This window comes from Aphanizomenon sp. UHCC 0183 (genome assembly GCF_009712065.1).
Lineage (GTDB): Bacteria > Cyanobacteriota > Cyanobacteriia > Cyanobacteriales > Nostocaceae > Dolichospermum > Dolichospermum heterosporum.
On the sequence record NZ_VILC01000026.1, the window covers coordinates 1 to 18,467 of the forward strand.

General features: G+C 36.5%; 17 protein-coding genes and 4 pseudogenes. 8 read left to right on the forward strand and 13 right to left on the reverse strand.

Translation table 11 applies throughout. From position 1 onward, the window contains the following. Positions 1 to 130: 130 nt before the first annotated feature. From FJR37_RS11260 to FJR37_RS11270, 3 genes and pseudogenes are all read right to left on the reverse strand, one after another. Positions 131 to 1,686 (reverse strand): annotated as a pseudogene (locus FJR37_RS11260) (AAA-like domain-containing protein). Positions 1,687 to 1,765: 79 nt separating this feature from the next. Beyond that, positions 1,766 to 2,185, reverse strand: a complete 420-nt coding sequence (locus tag FJR37_RS11265; RefSeq protein WP_168466051.1) for a PIN domain-containing protein — start codon at positions 2,183 to 2,185, stop codon at positions 1,766 to 1,768. After that, positions 2,182 to 2,466: a hypothetical protein gene (locus FJR37_RS11270; protein WP_168466073.1), complete on the reverse strand. Its 285-nt coding sequence runs from the start codon at positions 2,464 to 2,466 to the stop codon at positions 2,182 to 2,184. The genes FJR37_RS11265 and FJR37_RS11270 overlap by 4 nt, the downstream gene beginning before the upstream one ends. A gap of 148 nt (positions 2,467 to 2,614) precedes the next feature. On the opposite strand from FJR37_RS11270, the gene FJR37_RS11275 reads away from it, so the two are divergent. Continuing rightward, positions 2,615 to 5,956 (forward strand): UvrD-helicase domain-containing protein, encoded by a 3,342-nt coding sequence (locus FJR37_RS11275; RefSeq protein WP_254434564.1) that lies wholly within the window; start codon positions 2,615 to 2,617, stop codon positions 5,954 to 5,956. Positions 5,957 to 6,056: 100 nt separating this feature from the next. Here FJR37_RS11275 and FJR37_RS11280 read toward each other — a convergent pair whose 3' ends face one another. From FJR37_RS11280 to FJR37_RS11310, 7 genes and pseudogenes are all read right to left on the reverse strand, one after another. Further along, the gene (locus FJR37_RS11280) at positions 6,057 to 6,497 is read right to left on the reverse strand and encodes a hypothetical protein (RefSeq protein ID WP_168466052.1); all 441 of its coding nucleotides are present in this window, start codon (positions 6,495 to 6,497) and stop codon (positions 6,057 to 6,059) included. Between the two features lie 131 nt (positions 6,498 to 6,628). Next, complete coding sequence (locus tag FJR37_RS11285; RefSeq protein WP_168466053.1) at positions 6,629 to 8,185, reverse strand: AAA-like domain-containing protein; 1,557 nt, start codon at positions 8,183 to 8,185, stop codon at positions 6,629 to 6,631. A 68-nt stretch (positions 8,186 to 8,253) separates the two neighbouring features. Further along, a complete protein-coding gene (locus FJR37_RS11290; protein ID WP_168466054.1) occupies positions 8,254 to 8,664 on the reverse strand; it encodes a hypothetical protein in 411 nt (136 codons plus the stop codon). Between the two features lie 429 nt (positions 8,665 to 9,093). Next, positions 9,094 to 9,606 (reverse strand): annotated as a pseudogene (locus tag FJR37_RS11295) (nickel-dependent hydrogenase large subunit); the annotation flags it as partial. Between the two features lie 179 nt (positions 9,607 to 9,785). Further along, positions 9,786 to 10,748: a hydrogenase small subunit gene (locus FJR37_RS11300; RefSeq protein WP_027401676.1), complete on the reverse strand. Its 963-nt coding sequence runs from the start codon at positions 10,746 to 10,748 to the stop codon at positions 9,786 to 9,788. 236 nt (positions 10,749 to 10,984) lie between these two features. Then, positions 10,985 to 11,188, reverse strand: a complete 204-nt coding sequence (locus tag FJR37_RS11305; protein WP_027401675.1) for an RNA-binding S4 domain-containing protein — start codon at positions 11,186 to 11,188, stop codon at positions 10,985 to 10,987. 52 nt (positions 11,189 to 11,240) lie between these two features. Next, positions 11,241 to 11,702, reverse strand: coding sequence for a nitrate reductase associated protein (locus FJR37_RS11310; protein WP_168466055.1), 462 nt, complete (start codon positions 11,700 to 11,702; stop codon positions 11,241 to 11,243). Between the two features lie 211 nt (positions 11,703 to 11,913). On the opposite strand from FJR37_RS11310, the gene FJR37_RS11315 reads away from it, so the two are divergent. The 5 genes and pseudogenes from FJR37_RS11315 to FJR37_RS11335 all read left to right on the forward strand — a co-directional run. Further along, positions 11,914 to 12,513, forward strand: a complete 600-nt coding sequence (locus FJR37_RS11315; RefSeq protein WP_168466056.1) for a molybdenum cofactor guanylyltransferase — start codon at positions 11,914 to 11,916, stop codon at positions 12,511 to 12,513. Between the two features lie 235 nt (positions 12,514 to 12,748). Next, complete coding sequence (locus FJR37_RS11320) at positions 12,749 to 13,729, forward strand: hypothetical protein (protein WP_168466057.1); 981 nt, start codon at positions 12,749 to 12,751, stop codon at positions 13,727 to 13,729. Positions 13,730 to 13,750: 21 nt separating this feature from the next. Next, positions 13,751 to 14,014 carry a hypothetical protein gene (locus tag FJR37_RS11325; RefSeq protein WP_027401671.1) on the forward strand — a complete coding sequence of 88 codons (264 nt, stop codon included), beginning with the start codon at positions 13,751 to 13,753 and terminating at the stop codon, positions 14,012 to 14,014. Positions 14,015 to 14,022: 8 nt separating this feature from the next. Next, positions 14,023 to 14,247 carry a hypothetical protein gene (locus tag FJR37_RS11330; RefSeq protein WP_053539628.1) on the forward strand — a complete coding sequence of 75 codons (225 nt, stop codon included), beginning with the start codon at positions 14,023 to 14,025 and terminating at the stop codon, positions 14,245 to 14,247. A gap of 101 nt (positions 14,248 to 14,348) precedes the next feature. Further along, positions 14,349 to 14,645, forward strand: a pseudogene (locus FJR37_RS11335) (hypothetical protein); the annotation flags it as partial. Positions 14,646 to 14,874: 229 nt separating this feature from the next. On the opposite strand, the gene FJR37_RS11340 reads toward FJR37_RS11335, so the two are convergent. Beyond that, on the reverse strand, positions 14,875 to 15,243 hold the full coding sequence (locus FJR37_RS11340; protein ID WP_027401669.1) for an SET domain-containing protein: 369 nt from the start codon (positions 15,241 to 15,243) through the stop codon (positions 14,875 to 14,877). Positions 15,244 to 15,490: 247 nt separating this feature from the next. On the opposite strand from FJR37_RS11340, the gene FJR37_RS11345 reads away from it, so the two are divergent. Then, positions 15,491 to 15,964 (forward strand): hydrogenase maturation protease, encoded by a 474-nt coding sequence (locus FJR37_RS11345; protein WP_168466058.1) that lies wholly within the window; start codon positions 15,491 to 15,493, stop codon positions 15,962 to 15,964. A gap of 26 nt (positions 15,965 to 15,990) precedes the next feature. Here FJR37_RS11345 and FJR37_RS11350 read toward each other — a convergent pair whose 3' ends face one another. Together FJR37_RS11350 and FJR37_RS11355 are read right to left on the reverse strand one after the other, a co-directional pair. Next, positions 15,991 to 16,365, reverse strand: coding sequence for a hypothetical protein (locus FJR37_RS11350; protein WP_027401667.1), 375 nt, complete (start codon positions 16,363 to 16,365; stop codon positions 15,991 to 15,993). 18 nt (positions 16,366 to 16,383) lie between these two features. Further along, positions 16,384 to 16,903 (reverse strand): annotated as a pseudogene (locus FJR37_RS11355) (nitroreductase family protein); the annotation flags it as partial. A gap of 881 nt (positions 16,904 to 17,784) precedes the next feature. Here FJR37_RS11355 and FJR37_RS11360 point away from each other — a divergent pair. Next, the gene (locus FJR37_RS11360) at positions 17,785 to 18,270 is read left to right on the forward strand and encodes a hypothetical protein (RefSeq protein ID WP_168466059.1); all 486 of its coding nucleotides are present in this window, start codon (positions 17,785 to 17,787) and stop codon (positions 18,268 to 18,270) included. Positions 18,271 to 18,467 lie beyond the last annotated feature (197 nt).

An 18,467-nucleotide genomic window follows, 5' to 3' on the forward strand; every position in this document is an offset into this window, starting at 1 on the left:
TAAAGACTGTGTAGAAAATTACAGTCAGGAATCAGGGAAAGCCCCCATAACCGTAGAGCTTTGCGTAGGAGGTGACGATGATGACGAGATTAGAGGCGATCGATCGCCAACCTACTCATTATCAAAACACTCACGCCCGAATCACAGTAATCCTATATTGATTTTCCGTCACCACCACCTCAGTTGATAAACGTTCTTCCATTGGTAAGGCATTTTTACGCCTATCAAACACAAATAACCAACCAAAATCTAACCCCAAACGCCCCAAATAGGATTCTAATTGTTCAATTCCATCAGCTTGAGGATCGCGTTTTTTATCCCTCCACACCTTTAACTCAATACCCAAAGTTACATCTTTATAACGCAGACATAAATCCATGAGATCGCTACCAATTGCATATTCCCTTTCTAAAACTCCCCCACCATTAATAACACGATGTAAAAAAGCCATTAATACGATATGCGGTGCGATTTCATGATATCCCGTACTACCTAATAACGGTTCTCCGTGCTGTCGCCAAAATTTGAGAAATGCTGTTAATAAAGCATCTATATTTAATTCACCTTCTGGGGTTAACCAAGTCGGTGCAATCATTGGTAAAGATGCCATTGGTGTTACTGTTAATACTCTGGGTAACACTTCCCGATAAATGGGATTAGCAATAGTTAAACCTCCATAGGGGTGCATTTTACATAATCCCAAATCAATCACAAATTGAATATCATCGTTGGGTATATTTCCTAATTCTAAACCTGCTAACATTGGTTCAATAATTGCTTTTATCCTGGGTTCTCGTAACCGTTCAGCTAAACTATCTAAATGAGTATCTTGACGAGTAATTAATATTTCCTTTGCTTTTAAAATATCTTCTTTAGTAATAGCAATACTTCTATCTTTCACCATTTTTTCCACAACTTCTTTAGCCAAAGCATTCACTAACCAAGGTTGTCCTTGGGTTAAATCATAAGCTGTTTCTATAGCTTCTGGTGTGAAAATTTGTCCTGTTGCTGCTGTATGTTGTTGATATAATTCTCCTACTTCTTCAATATTAAAATCTCGCATAGTAATAGAAGCAACTTTAATATTAAAAGGACTAGATGTATTTAATCTGTCACTACCTCCCGATGCTACTTTATAATCTCGTACATCTCGTAAACCAATTAATCCTACAGATGAGGGAAAATTTTCGGGACGGTTAGGAAAACCATCTCTTAATTGTCGTAAAAACGAAATTAATGTTCGATCTTGTAAAGAATCAATTTCATCTATAAATAATACTATGGGACGATTTATCGCTTTTGCCCAACCTCTTAAAAAACCCTTAATTCTGCTTCCTGGTTCTTCCTGTTGCCATTGTTTAACAGGTGGTTGTAATTCTAGAGGTAGACTATCTTGAATTGTATTATACCAAGTTCCCAAAATCGCTAATTCTGCGGCTGTAGGATCATGATTAAATGCACTTCCTACTTCCACTGATACCATCACTGCTGCATAATTTCCTGTATCAGTAAGTTGCTGTGCTAGGGATAACATGGCAGTGGTTTTTCCCGTTTGTCGCGGTGCATGAAGGACAAAATAACTTTCTTGTTCAATTAACATTGATAAGTCGGGTAAACGACTGGTGGTTGAGAGTGTATAGTTTTTTTAGGGTTACAGGGACTTGCAATATTAAACCAGCGAGTCATGATGATTTTATTATTTAGTGAACTCTTTAAGTTTACACAATTGTTATGCTCCCGATATATTATTAAAACCACCAATTTGCTAATGAGAGTTGGTTAATTCCGCAATTAATTGTTCAGGAGTGATAATTCGTGGTGTGACAATGGGAAAATCTTGAGGATTACGGGTAATAATTGCATCCAATTGATTAACTACCGCAGTAGAGTATTGAATAGAATCTTCAAAATCCTTAAAATTGGTTGTGAAAGCCATTGTAATTGCAGCCTGATTTACCGTAGCAATTTGACAAAAGGTAATTAGCTGGTTTAAATAAGTAAGCGTCCAGTCTCGACCTCTTGCCTTACGGATAATGTAATACAAATCACTAAAAGTTGAGGCGGAAATATAACCTACAATTGTGCCTTGTTCAATTAGTGATAAAACTTGTTCACTTGCATTCCAAAAAGGTTCTCTTTCCAAGGCATTATCAATAATGATATTAGTATCTATCAGGATTTTCACAGGTTATGTTTCTCCTTTAAATATTCCCATTTAGCTTGATCTGGATCAAAATCTGCTGGAACAGGAGGAGCATTTTCAAATAAACCCTGAAATGCTTTAATCCTAGATTTTCTTTTTGGTGTCTCTGGTGCTGGTTCACTGGTTGGGGCTGTGGTATGATCATGGGTATCTGTAGCTGGCCAAACTACAATTTCCACATTTCCGGGGGGTAAATTCAAGGGTTCGGTAATCAGCAAGTTACCAGATTGATCAATTTTTCCTTTGAGTTTGTATGCTTGCATCATGTTTTTTATTAGATTCTATTTTTATATTATCTCACGTTGAGCAAATGTTAAATTGTACCCTGTATATGTTATAATTATACCAATTATCTAAAATAATACTGTTAGCAATTTAGTCACAATTGCTGATTATGATAGAGGTGTGCTTATGGATAGCAGTTCACAGATTGATACTGTTCAAAAGTTTGCAGAGGTTATTGGTGATAATGATCACCTCTGGAGTCTTCTGGTTGGAAGAGAAGTTAGTCGCTTTGATAACCACTTTAAAGACAAACATTCCACAAAAGATATCCAGGGTACAACATTTCGCAAAGAAGGAAAAGTTATTGAAATAAAACATTTGAAAACTTCTAAATTATTACTAAGAGTAGATTATGGAACTGGATATATTTTGATGTATGAAAAAAATCAATTTATTCAAATGTTTAATCAAATCTCACCTCCTTTAATGCAAGAAAATATTTTTGACTTAACACTAATAACAAACTTGAAGGAAAGCAGACAAGAGAAAAAAATACCTTTAATAGAAAACCAAAATGATGAATTTAATAATAACCTTCTTAACATTGATACTGTTCAAAAGTTTGCAGAGGTTATTGGTGATAATGATGACATATGGAAGTTTTTAATAGGAAAAGAAGTAATTCGTTTTATTCCAGAAATTACATATGGAATGCAAGGAAAAATTGTAAGCATATATATAAAATATCAAGAGGTATTAATTACAGTCAATTACAAAAATAAATTTCATATCGAATACGATAAAGATTTTTTTGTGGAAATTTTTAATACAATATACCCACCAATTTCTTTAAAAGAAATACTTGTATTAGTAGAAGTTGAGCAAGAGAAAAAAAGGATAAAGGCTGAAAAAATTGAGGCTCAAAGAATAGAAGATCAGAGACGAGAATTTGAAAAATTAGAAGCTCAAAAACGTGAAAATGAAAGACGGGAAACTCAAAGATTAGAAATTGAAAGAAGAAATGCTCAAAAACTATCTTTACTACAAAATATAAAAGACGAATTTGAAAACAACTTTCTTAATGCCGACAACTTTTATCAACTTCATTGTACTGAATACATATCATCTCAAGAATATAAATCTGAAAAATTGAAATACATACAAAATTGGGTAAAAACCAATTTAAACTCCTCTCCTGATATTGAACAAGTAGCAGCAATTGGCACTCTTGAAAATCATATACAAGTAATAGCTAGAGCAGGAAGTGGTAAAACCTCAACTTTAGTCAACCGAGCAATATTTTTACAGAAACATTGTGGTATTGCACCAGGAGAAATGTTGCTTTTAGCCTTCAATCGCAAAGCAGCGGACGAAATGCGAGAACGTCTAACTTTACAACTACAAAATTCTGTTCCTCATGTAATGACTTTCCATGCCTTAGCTTATGCCTTAGTTCATCCTGAAAATATTCTTTTTGATGAACCAGATGGAGAACAGAACCAAAGCCGCGCTTTACAGATTATAATTGATCAATACTTACAACACCCAATATTTTATGCAAAAATACGAGATTTGATGACGGCAGCATTTCGTGAAGACTGGGAGCGCATAATCTCAGGTGGCTATGATAAAAGTCCAGAAGAAATGCTGCGTTATCGTCGCTCATTACCAAGAGAAGGAATTGATGGTAACTACTATAAATCTTTTGGTGAAAAACTAATCGCCGATTTTTTATTTGAACATGATATTGAATACAAATATGAGCGTAACTTTTGGTGGAATGGCATCAACTACCGTCCTGATTTTACAATATTAACTGGAGAAAAACAGGGAATAGTTATTGAATATTTTGGACTAGAAAAAGATCCAGATTATGATGATATGTCTTATGAAAAGCTAGAATATTGGGCAAATCGTCCTAATTGGCAGTTAATACCACTGTCACCAAAACCTCTTAAAGAACAAGGAGCAGAAGTTTTTTGTGCATTACTCAAGCATAAGTTAGAAAGATTAGGTATTCAATGCAACCGACTAAGTGAAGAAACAATTTGGTCAAGGATAAAATATAGATCAATAGATAGATTTACGACAGTAATGAAAGGATTTATTCAACGTTGTCGTAAACTTTCTTTAACTTCAGAAGAGTTAAGAAAAATTATTTCTAAACATGAATGTGTGAGTAAGATTGAAGAACAATTTTTGAATTTAGCATATAAATTTTATAAATCCTATTTAAGATGTCTTGAAGATAGAGGTGAAGAAGATTTTGATGGACTAATGCAAAAAGCTGTAGAGGTAATTGCATCAGGACAAACTATATTTCGCCGTAAATCAGGAACTGGTGATTTAAAGAGTCTCAGATACATCATGATTGATGAATATCAAGACTTTTCGGAACTATTCTATAATCTAATAGAAGCCATCAGAAAGCAAAATCCTCAAGCACTTTTTTTCTGCGTTGGTGATGACTGGCAAGCAATAAATGGTTTTGCTGGTTCTGACCTCCGATTTTATCAGAATTTTCATCAATTTTTCCAACCATCACAGCAATTAAATATATCTACAAATTACCGTTCAGCTACTTCTATTGTTGATATTGGTAATAATTTAATGCAAGGATTGGGTATTCCTGCTCGCGCTGATAAAAAGATTCCTGGAATAGTTAATATTGCTGATATGTCTAGCTTTGAACCAACTCCCACAGAGCAAGAAAATTATCCTGGAGACAATATAACACCTGCTATCTTACGTCTAATTAACAAGACTATTCAAGAAGGTAAAAAAGTAGTATTACTCAGTCGAAAAAATAGTTTACCTTGGTATGTGAATTATCAAAATAAAAGGAGTAAATATAAAAATGGTACACTTGGTAGTTTTTTAGAATTAGTGCGCTCATACCTTCCTGAAGAATCAAGAAAATCAGTAACTATATTAACTGCACACAAATCTAAAGGTCTTCAAAAAGATGTAGTTATAATACTTGATGCTATTCCTCGTTGTTATCCCTTGATACATCCTGATTTAATGTTTACCCGTGTGTTTGGTGATAGCATTGAGTCTGTAGTAAATGAAGAAAGACGTTTATTTTATGTGGCTTTAACTCGTGCAGTTGAAACTTTATTTATTGTCACAGAAAGTACCAATTCATCACCTTTTCTTGACGAATTAAACAGCAGAACGGAAATTTCTGTATTAAATTGGTCAGATTATCAAACTTTTATTGGTGTGGGGACTATACGGTACATTACTGTTAAAGTTGGTAATCAAGATGGCAAAGGTAGCAATGGTACTTATACAATTAGCCATTTGTTGAAAGCTGAAGGTTATGGATGGAATAAAACAAAAAAAGTTTGGTATCGTACCTATCCAGCAGAAGGTTTTTCAGTTCCAGAATATTTTAATAATGCAAGTTGGATTTCTCAAGCTCTGGGAATTGAAGTAAGGTTTTGTGACGATGAGGAAAATAAATCAGAAGTTTATCATGTAAATCAAGGTCAATACTACTTGGTTAATGAAAATGAGGAGTAACAGCAATCAATCTGGTACAAAAATTCCCCCAATAACTCAGGATATAATTAGGGGAATGTATTGCATTTATGGATTTTAATAATGGATATAGTTTTAAAATTTATTCATCAAGAGTAAATAGGATTTCATCCCATGAACTGTGGCTATCAGAAGAAGATAGCACCTTATTAAAGAAAGTCTCATCAATAATCTGAACGCATGACATATCATCAAGATTCATACGTCTCCAATCGGGAAGCTTCATTGAATTACTTTCTCCCCTGATTTGATACACTAATACCTGTAGTAATTCATTTTTTAATCCTATAATGTGAGGTTCTGCAATACGATGTAATTCTTGATAATAAAACTCAATCAAGCGTTTTTGATTCATTGCTTGCTTTATAAGTTCTATTGTAGATGCTGACATTGACGGTTGTGAAATAGGCTTGTTCTTTTTGCTTTTTATCCCATTTATACCTCTAGGCTTAGAAAAACCAAAAGTATCACCACTACGGTTAGGAACACCAAAAGTATCACCACTGGATTTTTTTCTATTCATAAATATTCATTAGCAAAGTGTTTTTAGACTAATTATAATTATAGTCTAAGTATTTTAAATAATTCCATTCTGTAAATCTGGTTATAAGCTAATTTCTCCTGTTAAGTAAGTATAATTTCAGTCAATAACACTCAAGCCCGAATCACAGTAATTCTATATTGATTTTCCGTCACCACAACTTCAGTTGATAACCTTTCTTCCATTGGTAAAGCATTTTTCCGCCTATCAAACACAAATAACCAACCAAAATCTAAACCCAAACGAGCTAAATAAGATTCTAATTGTTCAATACCATCAGCTTGAGGATCGCGTTTTTTCTCCCGCCATACCTTTAACTCAATACCTAACGTTACATCTTTGTACCGCAGACATAAATCCATTCTGTCACTACCAATTGCATATTCCCGTTCCAAGACTCCACCACCATTAATAACACGATGCAAGAAAGCCATTAATACTATGTGGGGAGCGATTTCATGATAGCCAGTGCTACCTAATAACGGTTCTCCATGCTGTCGCCAAAATTTGATAAATGCTGCCAGTAACGCATCTACATTTAATTCACCTTCCCGGGTTAACCAAGTTGGTGCAATCATTGGTAAAGAAGCCATTGGTGTTACTGTTAATACTCTGGGTAACACTTCCCGATAAATGGGATTAGCAATAGTTAAACCTCCGTAGGGGTGCATTTTACATAATCCCAAATCAATCACAAATTGAATATCATCGTTGGGTATATCCCCCAATTCTAAACCTGCTAACATCGGCTCAATAATTGCTTTTATCCTGGGTTCTCGTAAGCGTTCAGCTAAACTATCTAAATGAGTATCTTGACGAGCAATTAATATTTCCTTTGCTTTTAAAATATGTTCTTTTGTAATAGCAATATTTCTATCTTTAACCATTTTTTCTACAACTTCTTTAGCTAAAGCATTAACTAACCAAGGTTGTCCTTGGGTTAAATCAAAAGCTGTTGCAGTTGCTTCTGGTGTGAAAATTTGTCCGGTTTCTGCTGTATGTTGTTGATATAATTCAACCACTTCCTCAGCATTAAAATTTCTCAGAGTAATAGAACTGACTTTAATATTAAAAGGACTGGATGTATTTAATCTATCACTACCACCCGATGCTACTTTATAATCTCGCACATCCCTTAAACCAATTAATCCCACAGATGTCGGAAAATTTTCGGGACGATTGGGAAAACCATCTCTTAATTGACGTAAAATTGAAATTAGAGTTTGGTCTTGCAAAGAATCAATTTCATCAATCAATATTACCAAAGGTCGGGGTGAAGTTTTTGCCCAACCTTGCAAAAAAGCCTTAATTCTGTTTCCTGGTTCTTCTTGTTGCCATTGTTTAACAGGTGGTTGTAATTCTTTGGGTAAACGGATGGAAATATTATCATACCAAGTTCCCAAAATCGCTAATTCTGCCGCACCTGGGTCATGATTAAATGCACTTCCCACCTCTACTGATACCATGACTGCTGCATAACGTCCTGTGGCGGTAAGTTGCTGTGCTAGGGCTAACATTGCCGTAGTTTTCCCTGTTTGTCGTGGTGCATGAAGGACAAAATAACTTTCTTGTTCAATCAGCATTGATAGGTCAGGAAGACGACTTGTGGCTGAGATGGTATAGTGTTTTTCGAGTTTACATGGACCTGCAATATTAAACCAGCGAGACATAGGATTTTGGCAGTTAGCGAACTCTTTAAGTTTAGACGATTTTCGGGTTGGGGCGGGTCAGGAAGGCTTCAGTTTAAATCATGACCTGTTGGTGGTGATAGATCCATTACTTCGGTAAACCGGGAATATTGCACCTCATCAGTTGGGGGAAAGTGTGCGGAAATACCCATTAAACCGACTTTGATATCCTCAAAGAAAATCACACCACCTATTCGTCCGCTGGCTTGGAATGGGCCATGGAAAAATTGATGCTGGGGAATATGGATAAGGAGAAAATTGGTAATTCTGACGTTTTGACCAAATAGTTGTTGACAGGTTGTTTTGACAACTGCATCTATATATTGATTCTGGACAGGTTGACCCAATTTGATGAATTTGGGATGATCCCCAAAATGATCCATGTAATATGTCCAGATGTTAGACAAATCTTTGTCTTCAGTGAGGATTTGCTTGAGTTCCTGCCATCGTTTGAAATTCATAATGGGTAAGAAGATTAAAAGAGGATGGGTGCATTAGATTATTCTTTGCGTACTAAAAATTTACCACAGTTATGTGATAGCGAAGCGCGACCTACAGCAATTTCCAATCATATAAGTACATCTTAGCCCCTCATCGCTTGCGGGGAGGGGGTTGGGGGTGGGGTTCTTGTTCCGGGTTTGATGACAATTTGCTGTAGGAGTTGCTTCCAGTGCGCTGAAGGCATCGCTAATCTAGAGTTAGGGAAAAATTAGGTAATATTTGAGAAAACCAAATAACTTTTGGCAGAGAAAAATAAATGGATTTACTGCTTGCTATCTTTGGTTATGGCATAGCTGGGGGTAGATTTATCGTCTAATTTAAGGAAAAGCCAGGGAATAATCAGACCTATCCTCAGAAATCCTGACTATATCAGCGATTCCCCAATTTATTACCATATAACTGCTGTGCGGCCATTGTCCACCTAATAAAGCGTAAATTTCTACCGGTTTACTGGAAATTGTAATGCCGATTTCATAGGATTTACCGGTGAACGCAGCAAAGCGCCGACAGGCTTCATCATAAAAGTGACTACGGCGATAATTTTTATTAGTTAAATCAATGGCAAACAAGCCATAAAAGTAGCGAGGAATACTTTGGATTGTTTCGACAATTTGCCCTAAGTTTCTGGCTAAAATAGCATTTCTGGGAACTTCTGTTCCCCAAGCTGTATCTAACGCCCAAGAGGCAGAACTGAGGTGAGAACCACCACAAATTCCACAAATTCTAGGAGTAACAATTAACCCCGCTTGAGGATCTTTACCGCGTAAAATTATTTCAAAACCGCGAAAAAGTTCGGCATGAGTCCAAGCGTTTGTCACATATCCATTTTCAATTTCGACGCGCACATCTAAATCACCCTCGACTCTACCAACGGGTGAAATATCTAAAGTTTGAATTGGCATATTTGTCCTTTATTAGTTATTAGTTACACGACCTCTCCCCTAACCCCTCTCCTACAAGGAGAGGGAAATAATTGACTCCCCCTTCCAGCTAACAAAAGTTTTTCCGCTTCCCTCCCCTTGTAGGGGAGGGTCAGGGAGGGGTAGGGAAGGGGGTTGGGGGGTTAGGTCTTTTTTCATGACTAAACGGTAAAAAAGTCTTCGTCTGCCCATTTTGGGGCTGCGTCTTTTGCCACAACGGTGAGGACTGCGTAATCTTTCATGTTGACTCCGGGGGGTATTTCTTTGGGAACTCCCATGACAGTCTGGGTTTTAAAGACTGTTCCGGGTTGGAGGTCAAAAAAGGGAAATTCCGGTTCTGTACAGCCTAAACAGGGCATTCCGGCGCGGGTTTTGGAGGAGACGCGGTTCCAGAGAATGCGGTTACAGGAAGAACGGGTCATGGGTCCACGACAACCTAAGTCGTAAAATAGACAACCTTTGCGTTGTCCAAATTCAGCGGTTGTGGCTTTGTATGCAAAGTGAATGTTGCGGGTACAACCTGTTTGGGTGAAGGTGTTGAAGAAGGTTTGGGGACGGTGTAGTTCATCGAGAACTATATCATCAATTCGACCAGTGGCGATCGCTACTAATATCTGCGTTATCCAGTCGGGGTGTGTAGGACAACCGGGAATATTAATCACAGGTAAGCCAGCTTGACTGACAAAATCTTTACCTAAAAAACCGCCTTCTTCCCGTTTGAGAAATTGCAGTCCTTTGGAGTCACTGGGGTTAGGTGACATTGCGGGAATTCCTCCCCACGTCGCACAGTCTCCCACAGCCACAATAAATTTCGCAACTTTGGCTAAATCGTCTAACCAATCTTTCATGGGACGGTCGGCAAATCGGTTCCATTCTCCTGTACCATTAGGGGCGTTAACTACGCTACCTTCAAATACCAAAATATCCAGAGAAGTTTTCCCGGAAATGCAGTCCCATAAGAGGGTTTGGACATTTTCACCTAATTCTACTCCCAAGGAAGGATGCCAAAGTATTTTAATACCGAAATCAGCAATTAAATCACAAGCTGTAGGTTCTTCGGCATTAAGAAATGACATGGTGTTACCCGAACAAGCACCACCTTGTAACCAGAGTACATTAGTCATTAGCTATTTATTTTTAGATGTGTTAATAATGCACAATTGAAGAGATTCTATAGGGGGATAATTTCCCCTTTTGCAAAGGATTTACTTGTAGAGAACGACCTATTGATCAATATTCATCATTTTAAACTAAGATGTTATTTAAAGCAATTAACTTTTTTTAAATAAAACTTAAGAATTAGCATTATGAGATATTATAGTAAATAAAATATATAAGGTTAAGATTATATATGTCAGCATTAATCAACGGTATCTGAGAGTATTTCCCCCACCTTTAAAGTTTTTCCTCCTACTGTTACCTCATCATCATCAACTAATTTCCGTCCTCTCCGTGTTTCAACTATCCCATTAACTTTAACCTCACCATCAACAATCATCCATTTAGCTTGACCACCGGTAGAGGATATCCCCGAAAACTTCAAAAACTGGTCGAGTTTAATCATTTGTCTTTTACCAACTAATTAAAAAGTATCATCTATAGCAATATATCAGAATTTAGGATTTTGGCAACAAATTAAATTCTTGCAAAACCGGTAAAAAGTTTTTATTCTCATGACTAGGACGACTGAGTTTAATTAAGGCAAACCGTTGTAAGATAGTTAGGCTTTTCCATGCCTCAATTGTAATTATCACACCTATTTCTTGAGCTTTTTCGTGGACACTGTGAGGAATAGTGGTAACATCTACCCATGCTGGATTAGCTTCAATTGGTAATTCAGCTACAGGTTTACCAGTCAGTTGCAGTACCAACTCTTGAATATAATGTCTATAATCATGAATTTGAATATCTGTATCACAAGGTAATGTCATTAAATTTTGACGTGATTCTTGATTCATCAGATTCCATTGGGCTAATTTCAGCTTAATACCGCAAGTATCTAGTTTGTAGCGCACTTGCATAGAAATACAACGCCAAGAATCAATAAAATCCGCTTCAAATTCAAAAAATTCTGTCATAAAATTGGTGATAATTATAAAATATAGATTTATATAGCAATCCTAAACAAGATGTATTCATGTAACGTGCCGTAGCATACATTTCTCCTTTTCTCTTCCTCTGTGATCTCTGTGCCTCTGTGGTTCGTTAAAAACAAAATATAATATGTAGCTATTATAAATGATTTATGAGAAAATACAGTTAATTTTTATTAAATAGAATCCAAACATCATGAATATTGATTCCCAGTATCATGTTACTACTATTGTTTTAGCAGGTGGTAAAAGCACTCGCATGGGTAGAGATAAAGCCTTAATTCCCATAGGCGGTGTACCCATGTTGCAATTAATTTGTAGTATTGCAGAAGCTTGTACTGATAAAGTTTATATCGTCACTCCTTGGCCAGAACGTTATCAAAAATTGCTCACACCTCAAAGTCAATTTATTCGAGAAGTTCCCTTACCTGGGGAAACTGGAAATGAACCTCGAACACATGGACCACTTGTAGGTTTTATGCAAGGGTTAGCAGCAGTGGACACAAATTGGGTTCTGTTATTAGCTTGTGATTTACCAAATTTGCGACTAGAAATATTACAAAATTGGATATCTCAATTAGAGACAATTCCAGACGATAAAATAGCGGCTTTGGTACAAAATAATCAAATTTGGCAACCTTTATGTGGTTTTTATCGCCGTCGTTGTTTACCGGAATTAATTCAGTATATTGAAGCAGGTGGACGTTCTTTTCAGCAGTGGTTAAGGTCTGAGAATGTCGAAGTATTGCCTTTGGAAGATCCCGAAATGCTATTTAATTTTAATAGTGCTGTGTAGGTATTTCACGCCCACCTACTTAGTTGATTTTTAATGATATAATTAACAGAATTATATATAGTGGTTGGCAAATAAAATAATTGGTAAAATAGTGATACCAAAATCAGTTAATGCGGTGATAACTGAGTTAAAACTATTATGAATATGAGTAATTTCTCTCTAGAGTTTTTATAATAAATTGCTTTATAGTAAGAATAATTGACTCAATTCCCCAACCGATTAGAATCAGCCAATTATGATATCTAGTATTACAGATTTAGCAGTAAAAGCTGCTATTGCATCCATATCTTTAGAGTCAGCAACAACAGCAGAAAAAATCCAAATGCTGATAGAAATTGGCACAGGCTTTCAAAAAAAGCCGAAAACAGCCCAAGATTTACACAATGCAATTGGGCTATTTGACCGTGCTTATCAGATGTGTGGGGAGGAATATGTTTTACTGAAAGCACGGGCTAAGGTGGGCATGGCAGGGACATTACAGATGATTCCTGATGGGGGTTCTCAATTTTTGCAACAAGCGCGGACAGATTATGAGGAAGCTTTGCTGATTTTACAACAATTTGCCCCGGCGGAAGAAGTGGCAGAAGTGCAGATGAATTTGGGGTTAGTTTTCCAATCTTTAGTTCCCTATAATTTAGCCCAGATAACTGAGAGTATTCATGCTTATCATGAAGCTTTGCGGGTGTTTACTTGGGAAAATTACCCCCAGGAATATGCGATTTTACATAATAACATAGCGATCGCCTATCTTTCCATGCCCATGTCATCGGCACAAGAATCTTTACGTCAAGGTTTAGCAGTCCAATCCTTTGAAATCGCCCTCAAGCATATTAACATAATTGACCATCCTAGAGAGTATGCAATGTTGCAAAATAATTTAGGAAATGCCTTACAATATCTAGTGAGTTCCCATCCTGTAGAAAATAATTTACGCGCTGTCTTAGCTTATGATGAAGCTTTAAAAGTGCGTAATTTTCAAGATACACCGTTAGAATATGCTAATACAATTTCTAACAAAGCTAACCTCCTCTTCAACTTACCCGACGACCTCGAAAAACCAGAATTAGGGAATCCCCAAAATCTCTTAAAAGCAGAAGCATACTATCAAGAAGCTTGGCGAATATTTACAGAACATAAGCAATTAGAACAAGCCGAAATAGTAGCCAAAGCCCTACAAGATTTAACCGCAGAAATCCAGGCATTTGCCTTAAATTAACCCCAAAATAGGAGAATGACTATGTTTGATTTAGTTAATGATCCAGGATTTGTCAAATTTTTGCATAGTTTAAATACAGAATTAAATCTCACCACAGGATTTACTTGGTTAATCATCGCAGCAATTTTATCAATGATTGGTGGTGCAATTGGCGGAATTATCCTTGCAGGTAAAGATATAGGATATCAATTTGCAGCCACAATTGGTAGTTTATTTGCACCAGCAGGAGTAATTCCTGCGGTAATTTTAGGGTTATTTATCCTGAATTTATTAGCCAATCATTAGGAGCATATATGTTAGAATTAAGTTGGTTTTCTATTAAGTTATTTCTCAAGGGTAAACTATTCCGTGACCCTATATATTTTCTGCGTCAAACCATAATTGCTAGTGGTATTGGCACGGTTATATTAGTATTATTAGCACAAGCATCAATTCCCCTCTGTATTCCCATTAGTGTAGCTAGTTTAACGACAGGTGCAATTATGCCCTTTCTCTTGCAAGATTTTAAAATGAAATGAGGTTTTAACAATCTCTCTAAATAAATCCGTAGGGGTGCAGGGCCTGCGCCCTAAACTAATTTCAAAATAACCAATTAACCCCAGATAAACCCATAAAAATAATGAATAATCTTGAAGAATTGATTACAGATATCAATCGGTTTGAAGCGATTATTGCTAACTGGGATGAAAGTCAACGTTGTGTAGCATTAGGGTTACAAAGAGCAATTGAATCTCTACATAAAGCAGCACTAACTAATTTAATTAAAAGTCTTAAACAAGAAAATATATTAGCCTTACGTCATGCTGTAGATGATGAAATTGTTTATGCAGTTTTGTTATATCACAATTTAGTTAAACCGCCATTATCAGAACGTATCCAAACAGCATTAGCCGAAATTCGTCCCAGCTTACAAAGTCCACCTCAGAATGAATTCTGATAGCCTGCGTGGCGAAGCCATGGCTAATATCAAAAGTAAGCTAAAGCTGACTATACTCAAAACGGCTAGAAGCTGGACTTTTTTATCATACAAAGAACAAGGTTCAAAGCCTCTCCAGTATTAAATATTATTCCTTTTCCCTCTCCTCTTAGGAGAGGGTTAGGGAGAGGTGCAAAGGAGAGGTTTACCAGAGGGGTTTCATATTTGGTTAATCTTCCACATCAAACCATACAGGAGAAATATCATCAACCTGTCCATTATAATTAATAGTAATTTCCTGACCTTCCCGAATATATTTATAAGCAACAATATCAATGATATTTTTCGCAAAATTCTTAATATAAACTGCATTGGGATGATAAGAATGATTAAAAAGAGAAGCAAAACCTAAACCTATTGCCCCGCTTTCTCCATGCCAACCAAAATAATAATTTAATAATACCGTCTTAGTAATTAACTTAACTTGCTGTTTAGGAATAATAATCACAGGGGATGTTTCAATTAAATCTCCTTTAGCAAACTCTTGCTGGGCAAATATACCTCTACCTTTAGTCTCTGTATCACGAAATACTAGCATATAGCAATTCTGTCATGGATAAGAATGATTTTTGACTAGCCATTACAGATAAACGCAGAGAAAATAAATATCAGATCCCCGACTTCTGAACATTGCTTGATAGTTTATGAACATGATTACAAAAGAAGTCGGGGATCTTGGCTGCTATAGCTACTATAAGGTCAATGATCAAAGATGTAGTCATAATTTCCGTAAATTTTAATTTTTTGTGCGAAGTTGATAATATTCATGTTATTATAAATATCCCATGCTAACTATCATTGGTTGTGGCAATCTGAATCGGAATGATGATGCTGTTGGCGTAATTATTGCCCAACGTTTACAGCAACATCTCGCCCAAAATCCTCACCCCGACATCCGCGTTTTTGATTGTGGAACTGCGGGAATGGAAGTGATGTTTCAAGCGAGAGGTAGCGAAAAATTAATTATTCTTGATGCTAGTTGCACAGGTTCAGAGGCAGGTGCTATATTTAGAGTCCCAGGGAATGAACTAGAAGCACTGCCCGAACCTAGTTACAACTTACATGATTTTCGTTGGGATCATGCCTTGGCTGCTGGGAGAAAAATCTTCTTAGATGATTTTCCCCAAGAGGTGACAGTCTATTTAATTGAAGCTGAAAATCTGGATTTTGGACTGGAATTAAGTCCTATTGTGCAACGTTCCGCTGATTTAGTTTTTGCCGAACTAATTATAATTATCCAACAGAATGTGATGGCTTAATCAACAATCTCAAATCCTCAATTGCATCAGATCCAATCACGATAAACTGGCAACTCATCTACTCTCATTTCAAAGGGTACAGTTTGAATATCGGGAGGACAAACCCGGATTTTGGCACTACTAACAATGCTATAAAGAACATTTGCCATAGGGACAATTTGTTGCAAAATTTGCCAGTTAGTAACTTGGTCAGGGCATTCAATTACTAAAGTCAAAATACTCGCGTGAGTTGTGGCATACCAACGACAATTAGACAACAAACTATGAATAATGCGATCGCATCCTTCATAAAAGTATTTGCTAATTGAATGTTCCAGTTGTTGCCGAAGCATAATATCTGCTGATGTTGGCTGTATAGGGTGCTTATCATCAGCATGGAATTGAGGTTCTGTTGTCGCCATTTCCCGTTATTTTCCTATTTATTTACCAATTGCCATTGCGTACAAGATGTCCTTATTGGTTTCTAGAAAGGACTGGGTTTCATCATCATAAAAAGCACCAATACCACTCCAATCTATTCTCCAATAGTTGCTAAATAAATACACTCTCTGTCCGACAAATCCGGCTAATTGCATAGCGGTTTGATAACTCAAATAATCGGACACAAAAAACTCTCGTTACAGCACAATCTCTAGCTATAGCTTGATTGATGCACAAATAACCTGTTTTTTCCCGAAATTTACCTGCTTTAATGAGATGTGTATTTTTATATAACCCTGGTGAAATTCCCTCGATATCATGCACCACTGAGTAAGTTTCTATTTCCTCAAGATTCTCTGTTGGGATTGGTTGTTGAACTGCTTACAAAATTTGCCAATAGATATTTTGAGGAATAGACTGCCTTTGAAAACGCCTAATAGAACGCCTATTCCAAACGTTCTCAAACAACCGTTCTCGGTTAAAATTGAATTGAGGATGTTCTAGTTTTTGCTGGTGAGTAGTAGTCTGTCAACCCGAAAATGACGGGTGAAGGCAAGCAGGGGGAGAAGAGAGGTAGGGGGCAGGGGAGGGAAGAACAGAAGTTTTTTCCCATTACCCGTCAAAATAAATTTGACGAACTACTAGTACGCTGTGGCGTAAGTGAATGAACCATTCTAAATCCTCCAAAAGCCTATACTGTCTTCATTTTGACTTTTGACTTTTGACTTTTGACTTCCGCCTTGCGGTACTAGGGTGTAAAGACATTGTTCGATAGGCATCTTCAACACATTGATTAATTGGAAAATCGTCAGTACCACAGCCAAAAAGAACAGGTAGTCTTAAAGGTCTGACTGATTTTTATGGCGCTTCTTGGCGATATCGCACAACTAGTAATAAACTCCTTATTCTCAAATTCTAAATCTGCATTGAGAATAAGTTTATCAAAATCAAAACATAGTTGTGTGTTGTTTTCATGAAGATATGCCAAAGCAGCGACAGCACCCAAATGGTGTCCGCTATCCAACAAACAATATCTAAAACTCCTGTCTTGATATTTCCAGCTAGACCTATGATAAACACAACTAACTAAAAAAATGAATCCGTTGATACTTTTATTTAGTCAATACCTTGTCCATTTTCTGCTTTGTTGGGTTAAGCGACAGCGCAACCCAACGCATTTGTTGGGTTTCATGCTGATTGCTCCGCAACGCTAACGCGAACAACCCAACCTACAAATCAAGGCTTTTAGATCCTACACAATCTGGACAGACTTCATTTTCTCTCATTTTACCCAAACGATAAAATAATTAAATTTATCCACCTGATTACAATTTAAACTGTTAAATAGTAGATATGGGAAATCCCGAATATTCCAGAACAAATGGGATTAATTACCTATTATGCAAAATCATACGAATAGATTTTCATGGTTTGATGTAACAGATGATGTTAAAGAATTATTGATCTTAGCAGCACAGAATTGGGAAAACACCGAAGAATCTACAAAATATATGCAGCAAGCATTAGCTAAAACAGAAGATAACACAGATGTTTTAGTTGCAGCTTATAGATATTTTTACTACAAAAATAATTATGTCTTAGCACTGACAACAGCAGAGAAAATAACCGCTAGAATAAAAAAAGCGGAAAGTCTACCTGATAATTGGCAAGAACTTAAACCTATCCTAGTTAACCGTCACCAAGAACCCGAAATCAGATTGTACTTAACTGCTTATGCTGCTTCAGGTTTGGTATTAGCTAAACTAGGAAAGATAGAACAAGCGAAAGAAATCAGTACCAAAATAAAAAGTATTGATCAAAAAAATGATTTTGGTGCTGGTATTCTTCTCGATATTTTAACTCGTCCACCAGAAGAAGACGATTAAATATGAAGATAGGGAAAACTCCTGACAAATGACAACTACAAGCAATCAGCAAATTACGAATCATGAATAATTGGTTATCTTTCAACTCAAATTCCCAGCTAATATCGTCATTTTCTACCCAGAATACTGTGATTCTACCAGGAATGCCTACATCTCCCTTGACTCCTGTAACTAAAATGCCTCAAACATCTCCTCCT